Raw genomic sequence first — 8,372 nt, forward strand, 5'->3', positions numbered from 1 at the left:
GTGCTTCAATATAGTACCTGGTTGGCAAAAATTAAGAATTACGAATTATTTCTTGGGTATTAACTGCTGGTAAAAGGGCGGTGAGGTGTGAGGTAACTTGACTGTAACGACGGGTAATGAGTAATGAAGAACGACATTGGATGGCGAGTTGATCTGTGTATCTTCCCAGGGTTTGACGTTCTATTCCCCACAGACGGCTAGTACCAGCAATGGTTAAATCAACATTTTCTGAGGCAGTAATTACCGCTTGGATTGGTTCTGGGGATGTAACAGTTTTAATTTCAATGCGATCGCGGACACTTTTGGGTAACTGCTCAATCATGGTGTTGAGTTCATAACTTAATTCGTCTTGGACATGATTGCCTTTAAAGACTTGTAAAACTTGTAACATACAAGTATCACGATTAATCAGCATTCTGAGGGCGATAATTAATGCTAAATCGTCATGAATGTTGGCAGAGTAGGGAACTAATAAACTTTCTAACCGTTCGCCACCTTTATCTACAAATACGGCGACATCTACTGGTGTAGTCCCCAGGATTTGTCCGACTCTTCCCCCTAACCGATTGTTACTAAAAGCTGGACGATGCCAACCGACGAGAACTAAATCGGGTTGTTCAATTTTGGCTATTTGTGCTGTTTCTCTAGCAACATTGCTAGATATGCGAACTATGGGATGGATACAGGAACGTGTTAGTGGTGGTTCTAGGGTGGCGATTAATTCTTCTAATTTTTGGCGACGCTCGGCAATCAGTCTGTCGGCTTCGGTGGGGGTACTTTCAAAGCCATAGTCTTCTTCGAGTTCAATAAAACTGAGGGGATAAACAATAGCAGGTTGTCGGTTGTTGACTGCGATCGCTGTTGCTAACTGTAACAAACCTTTTTGGGCATTGGGATTGGCAACTGGGACTAAAATCCGATATGGGATGAGGTAAGGTTCGCTGGGGGCTGGTACAGCTTCTGAGGGAATTTCTGCTTCTGGTTCAACTATATCTAATCTGATTAGGCGCTTAGGATAAGTCCATTCCAGTAATGGTGAAGTCATGAATGTTGTCACCAAAGCCATAATTACTAACATGGTGAAAAGTAAGGGGGTAATTACGCCTAACTCTAAACCAATGTTCAAGACAATTAACTCGGTTAAACCGCGAGTATTCATTAACCAACCCAGGGCTGATGCTTCGCGTTTGTCAATGCCACTAATCCGAGCAGCTATATAAGCACCAGTAAACTTACCGCCAATTGCCACTAATAAAATCAAGGCTGACAATAGCCATAAATGAGGACTGTTAAGTAAACCAATTTGTGTTTTTAAACCACTGTAGGCGAAGAAGATTGGTAACAGAAAGATGAGAACAAAATCTTCAGTTTTGATGGCTAATTCTCTGACTAATCCCTCATCTTTGGGCATGACTGCGCCTAATAAGAATGCCCCAAAAATTAGGTGAATGCCGATAAATTCAGTAATTAAGGCAGAGGACACAACTCCCATATAAATTACAGCGAGAACGAATTGACTCAAACGTCCAGCCCGACGATGATGTTTGCTTAACCGTTTGAGAAACCACCGTCCAACTGTGAACATGAAGCCAATATAAACAATGCTTTCAACAATGGTGAAAATAGCTTGTTGATCAATACTACCGTGACGAGCGACAGCGATCGCTACGGCTAAAATACACCAAGCTGTCACATCATCCACTGCCGCACAAGTTAAGGCTAATGTCCCTAACCGAGTTCCCTGTAAGTTATTTTCGGTAATAATTCTCGCCAATACAGGAAAGGCGGTAATTGACATGGCTGCCCCTAAAAACAAGGCAAAAGGGGCAAAATTTACATTGTTGCCAGAAACTAAAGGATAAAGGAGGAAAGATAATCCAAAAGCCGAAGCAAAGGGAACAATAATGCTGAGATTAGAAATGAGAATGGCAGTTTTTAAGTTACCACTCAGATATTTAGGATTTAATTCCAACCCAATCAGAAACATAAAAAATATTAGCCCTATTTGCGATAAAACATTCAAATAAGGCATTGTTTCTGGGGGAAACAGGCTATGTGCTAAACCGGGAGCAATTAAACCAAATAATGATGGACCAAGCATGATACCAGCGAAGATCTCACCAATTACCAATGGTTGTTTAATTACTTTGAATCCCAGTCCCACAAGTCGGGAGAGTCCAATTACAATTAACACCTGAACTAGAACGAGAACAACTGTGTGCATATTTTCCTCATTAACGATTATCTGGGTTCACTATGATAATTATTTACAAGAGTGTAAATTGTCAACCTAATTAGATATATTTTCGGCTATTTTTATTAATTTAAGATGTTAATTATTGTTAATTTACTATCTTAATTGCCTCAAAAAATCAGTATTAATTTATTGTTAAACCGCGAATAAAATTGAGAATTAGCAAGCATAAAACCTAGAACAAGAGAATAAAGTGATCAGAACCTTTGATCAATAAATTATTTCCTCAAAAAAGGCAATAATAACCCAGAAATTGTCAAACAATACTATAACTAAAAGTTGCAAAAAGGTCTCAGTTGTCATGTACAACACTTGCTGGTAAACCCCGTTTTTCTTCTTCTCTCTTCTTTCTGCTGACAAAGGGCGCAGAGCCTGCGCCCCTACCTCCTGACTCTAGGAAAGAATTAGCCAAAAAATTGTACATAAGGCGTTAAATTTTGTTAAGATTATATACGGCGTTAGCTTTGCCCCCTGTCCCCTACCTACGAGACGCTTCATGCTGCGATTAGAACATATCAGTAAAATTTATCCTACAGGCGAAGTTCTTAAAGATGTCAACTGGGAAGTCAAACCAGGAGATCGGATTGGTTTAGTTGGTGTTAACGGTGCGGGAAAATCCACCCAATTGAAAATCATCTCTGGGGAGATTGAACCCACCGCTGGCGAAATTATTCGCCCTTCCAGCCTACATATAGCTTATCTTAACCAAGAGTTTGAGGTTGACCCCACTCGTACAGTCAGAGAAGAATTTTGGACTGTATTTAAAGAAGCCAACGCAGTGCAGATGGCTTTAGCTCATATCCCTCATGAAATGGAAACTGCTAATCCAGAAGAGTTAGATGAACTAATTCATCAGTTAGATAGGTTACAGCGTCAATTTGAGGCTTTAGACGGATATAACTTAGACTCGCGGATTGGTAAGATCTTACCAGAGATGGGATTTCAACTAGAAGATGGCGATCGCCTAGTTAGTGCCTTCTCCGGTGGTTGGCAAATGCGGATGAGTTTAGGGAAAATTCTCCTGCAAAAACCCGACTTGTTACTACTGGACGAACCGACAAACCACTTAGATTTAGAAACCATTGAGTGGTTAGAAAATTACCTGCGCGGTTTAATTACCCCCATGGTGATAGTTTCCCATGACCGGGAATTTTTAGATCGTCTGTGTAACCAAATCGTGGAAACTGAACGGGGTGTTTCCAGTTCTTACCTGGGTAATTACTCATCCTACCTACAACAAAAAGCGGAAAATCAATACGCACAACTTAACGCTTACGAACGTCAGCAAAAAGAATTAGAAAAACAACAAGCATTTGTAGATAAATTCCGCGCCAGTGCTACCCGCAGTACCCAAGCGAAAAGTAGAGAAAAGCAACTAGATAAAATTGAACGCATCGAAGCTCCCACAGGCGGAGTAAGAACTCTGCATTTCCGTTTTCCTGATGCTAGTCGTAGCGGTAGAGAAGTGGTAGAAATTAAGGATTTGACTCATGTTTATGGGGATAAAATTCTGTTTTTGTCGGCAAATCTGCTAGTGGAAAGAGGAGACAGAATTGCGTTTCTCGGTCCCAATGGTGCGGGTAAATCCACACTATTAAAAATTATGATGGGTGTTGAACCACCCACAGAAGGGATTGTGAAATTAGGTGATCACAACGTTATTCCGGGTTACTTTGAGCAAAACCAAGCGGAAGCGTTGGATTTAAATAAAACCGTCATGGAAACAATTCATGATGAAGTTCCCAACTGGACAAACGAAGAAGTTCGTACACTGTTAGGAAGATTCTTATTTACTGGTGATACCGTATTTAAGAAAGTTGGGGCATTGAGTGGAGGTGAAAAAGCTCGGTTAGCATTGGCAAAAATGCTTTTACGTCCAGCGAACTTAATCATTCTGGATGAGCCTACCAACCACTTAGATATTCCGGCAAAGGAGATGATGGAAGAGGCTTTGCAAAACTATGATGGTACAGCCCTGGTAGTTTCCCACGACCGTTATTTTATCTCCCAAGTAGCTAACAAAATCGTCGAAATTCGTGATGGTGAATTTCGCGTTTATTTAGGAGATTATCACTACTATCTCGATAAGAAAGCCGAAGAGAAAGAACAAGCAGAATTAGCAGCAGCAGAAGCTGAAAAAGCTGCTAAAAAAGCCGCTAAAGCTGCTAAAGCTGCTAAAGCTGGAGCAAAGCAGAAGTAGAATAAGCAATTATCTCCAAAACCGTAAATCCTTGTATCCCTCTTTTCTGATCAACTATAAAATATAGAAAGGGGGATTTCCTGGGTTAACTAGAGAAATGCTGCTAAAAATCAGAAAAATATCCTGTATTATTCAGTTGCTCCTCTGATGTCCATATTCTTCAGTTTTTTTCTGACTGGGTATCAGCTTGTTTTTGTTGATCAAAAGTAAAAATAGTGATTACAGTTATGGATATCACACTAACAGAGAGTTGAACAATTAGACCTCTGGTGAAAATGAATGTAGAGACGTTCTATAGAACGTCTCTACAAGGGTTTCAAACCACGCACATTTAATTACCGGAGATGCCTATTGTATATTACTGTCAAATACAATTATGAATTAATGAGATTCAACTTAGGATTTATATCAGTCCGTTCTACATGGATAGCAGTTTTAGCTTTAGTTTACTACGAAACTGCACAATTTTCTCGAATTCTCGCTTCTACGCCCCAAAATGTTACACCAGTTTGGCCACCTGATGGTTTTGCTACTGCTGCTATATTACTTTTTGGGTATTGGATTTGGCCAGGAGTATTAATTGGGTCATTCTTAGCAAATATTTGGGCATTTATTAATCCAACCAATATCATTACGCTCATTTCTTCAATTTTAGAGGTTTTAGGAATTGCTATTGGTACAACTTCTGGGATATTACTGGGTTGTTTCCTATTTCGCAAATTAGTTGCTACACCCTCTCCTCTAGAACGACTAAGCGACATGAGAAAATTTTTAGTATTCACAGGGATGATTGGACCAATTGTGAATGCGACTGCGGGAGTAACAGCATTAACATTAGGAGGAAAAATATCTATTATTGACTTTACCAATGTATGGGTAACTTGGTGGATATCTAACGTAGCTGGAATCTTTATTTTTACTCCAGCATTACTAACTTGGGGAGAGTTATTTAAAGAATATTTCTTAACGCATAAACAAGAATTTGCAATTAATCTAAAATCAAGAACTTTTTGGGGAATTATCGAAATTTTACTCTTATTAACAATTGTTATTATTATATGTAAAAATGCTTTTTTTAGTAACTATTTTATAGAATACATGATTATTCCTTGTTTAGTTTGGGCAGTTTTTCGGTTTGGGAAACTAGCTGCTACAAACTTAATTGTACTTGTAGCTGTAATGGCTATTTTAGGAACAGTTAGAGGACTAGGAGCATTTAATCGTTCTAACTTAAATGACTCTCTTTTATTACTACAATGCTTTATTGGGGTAATTGTCTTAACAACACTTGTGTTAAATGCTGTGATTAGTGAAAGAAAAACAGCAATATTAATCCTAAAAAATTCGCAAATGGAATTATTTGATAAATCGCTAGAACTTCAGCAAATAGCAGAAATATTAGAGCAACAAAAAGAACAGCTTATTCAGCAAAATTTAGAATTAGAATTAGCAAAACAAAATGCTGTAGATGCTAACCGTTACAAAAGTCAATTTCTCACCGACATGAGTCATGAACTGCGGACACCATTAAATGGTATTTTAGGAATTTCTCAAATTTTTCAAGATTCACCAAAATTAACAACATCAGAGAAAGAAGATATTCAAATCATTTATCAATCAGGTGTCCATTTATTATCATTAATTAATGATATTTTAGATATTTCTAAAATAGAAGCTGGAAAAATGGCACTAGAACTGCAAAATTTTAACTTTCCTGATTTTTTGAAAGGGATAGTCGAAATTTGTCGTTATTCTACAATGGAAAAAAATATTGATTTTATCTATCAATTTGACCAAAAAATACCTATTATTATTCATACCGATGAAAAACGCTTAAAACAGATTTTGCTAAATCTATTAGGAAACGCTATTAAATTTACGGATACAGGTAAAGTAACTTTGATTGTTAATTTTATTAGTCAAGAACCAAAAAATGAGTTATTTTATTTAACTAAAATAAACTTCCAAGTCACAGATACTGGTGTGGGAATTAGCTCTGAAAAATTAGCCAAAATATTCTTACCATTTGAGCAAGTAGGAGAAAGTAAACTTAAATCTCAAGGCACAGGATTAGGTTTAGCAATTAGTCAAAAAATAGCTCAAATAATGGGTAGTGAAATTAAAGTCATTAGTAAATTATCCCAAGGTAGTCTATTTAGTGTAGAGCTAGATTTTCTCACCCCCAAAAATCAAGATATCCAAAAACCAGTCATTAAATTTGATACCCATTTCTCCCAGAAATTTCCTTTACAAATATTGATTGCTGAAGATAATATTGTTAATCAGAAAATTGCTGAGAAATTATTTCAGAAACTAGGATATCAAGTAGATATTGTCAATAATGGGGTTGAGGTATTAACCGCATTAAAACAACAGATATATGATGTTATTTTCATGGATATACAAATGCCAGAATTAGATGGGATAGAAACAACAGAAGCAATTTATCAAGAATGGGGTAAAACTAATCGTCCTTATATTATTGCTATGACTGCCAATGCAATGCAGTCAAACAGAGATGAATGTTTATCTGTTGGTATGGATGATTTTATTCCTAAGCCTGTCAAATTAGAAGCAATTGTAGAATCAATTCAACTGGTGCAAAAAAGACTTTTTCAACACAGAATTTATCAGTCAGAATCAACAGATTAAAAGCTGCATGACTTCTAAAAAGTACCCAAAAAAAGAGAGTGGGAGGAGGCATTACCAAGCGCCTTTCTCTCCCACTCTATCATTTGCTGCTGAAGCGATTAGGAACTTTATTCATACAGACGAGAACCGTTAATTAGGGGGGTAATTTGCAGGTTAACGATAACGTCTATACTTGGCAGGTATTCCTAGGCAGCAAATACTAATTCTATTTATTTTTTAAGCAATCTTAACAAGAGCTTTTTGCTAATTGATTCAGTCTCTTAACGAATCCCTTGTTTTTGCTCGACTCATATAATTTAGCCTGGTTCGTTTCATGATGGTTGCCAATTTGGCATTTATTTTTAAATTTTTTATTTGTTCATTGCCAACAGTTTGTAATCTATATTTTCCGGGAATAATTAATAGGGGGTCACACCCATCATCCCCGATATAGATTGATTTCACTGGTTTTTAAGCCATTTTGTCTATGACCATAAAACCAATGTTAAAATATTTTGATTATGGAAAATCAAGGTTTTAAGGATGAGGGGTGAAACCCTTCATTTATTCACTAATGGTGTTGGAGTATATACTAGAGGCTATTAATTTAAATTGTTAAGCCGATTCCTCCAGCCGCAAAATCAATCACGGTTTGATTGGAAAATTCATGGCTTGCTATGGCTTGCAACATTGCCAATGGTAAGGTGAGATGATTAGCACCGGCTTGGAGAGACGCGGCTGCTTCTGCTGGTGACTTGATACTAGCTGCTAAAATTTCCACATTACTGCCTTTGAGAATACTGGCCATATCTCGTACCAAAGCAATACCGTCTCCTAACAAGCGTTCAGCCCGATTGACATAGGCTATGGCGATTTTTGCCCCCGCTTCCTTGGCTACTGCGGCTTGTGCGGGGCTGTAAATGCCGGTGACGGAACAGGTGATTTCTGAGGAAAGGGTGGCTACTACCTCAAATCCTAGGGGTGTGGCAGGAATTTTTAAGATGGTTTGAGAACCAATAATTTCAAAAGCTTTTCTCCCTTGGGCTATCATTTTCTCTTTGTCTGAAACGAGGAGTTGATAATATACCGGACCTGAAGTTAAGGAAACTAAGGTTTTGAGGGTGGTTTCTGGTGGGGTGTTGGCTTGTGCTAACAATGTGGGGTTGGTGGTGATACCTTTTACCCAACCCCAATGTTTAACAATTTCGGCTTCTGCGGCAATAGCTGAATCTAAATAAAGTGCCATAATAACCCTGATTAATTCTTTCCAGGATTACTTTACAGCAG

4 protein-coding genes are annotated in these 8,372 nt (G+C 37.9%); 2 read left to right on the plus strand and 2 right to left on the minus strand.

Annotated features, from left to right (window positions below; translation table 11 throughout):
- Positions 1–31: 31 nt before the first annotated feature.
- Positions 32–2,224 carry a cation:proton antiporter gene (locus tag FJR08_RS18260; RefSeq protein ID WP_168634127.1) on the minus strand — a complete coding sequence of 731 codons (2,193 nt, stop codon included), beginning with the start codon at positions 2,222–2,224 and terminating at the stop codon, positions 32–34.
- A gap of 526 nt (positions 2,225–2,750) precedes the next feature.
- Here FJR08_RS18260 and FJR08_RS18265 point away from each other — a divergent pair.
- Both FJR08_RS18265 and FJR08_RS18270 read left to right on the plus strand, forming a co-directional pair.
- The gene (locus FJR08_RS18265; protein ID WP_168634128.1) at positions 2,751–4,454 is read left to right on the plus strand and encodes an ABC-F family ATP-binding cassette domain-containing protein; all 1,704 of its coding nucleotides are present in this window, start codon (positions 2,751–2,753) and stop codon (positions 4,452–4,454) included.
- Positions 4,455–4,838: 384 nt separating this feature from the next.
- Positions 4,839–7,106, plus strand: a complete 2,268-nt coding sequence (locus FJR08_RS18270) for an MASE1 domain-containing protein (protein WP_168634129.1) — start codon at positions 4,839–4,841, stop codon at positions 7,104–7,106.
- 586 nt (positions 7,107–7,692) lie between these two features.
- On the opposite strand, the gene FJR08_RS18275 is transcribed toward FJR08_RS18270, so the two are convergent.
- Positions 7,693–8,331 carry a transaldolase family protein gene (locus FJR08_RS18275; protein ID WP_015083222.1) on the minus strand — a complete coding sequence of 213 codons (639 nt, stop codon included), beginning with the start codon at positions 8,329–8,331 and terminating at the stop codon, positions 7,693–7,695.
- Positions 8,332–8,372 lie beyond the last annotated feature (41 nt).

Origin of the sequence: Dolichospermum sp. UHCC 0260, assembly GCF_009711985.1 — a bacterium.
GTDB classification, from domain to species: domain Bacteria; phylum Cyanobacteriota; class Cyanobacteriia; order Cyanobacteriales; family Nostocaceae; genus Dolichospermum; species Dolichospermum lemmermannii.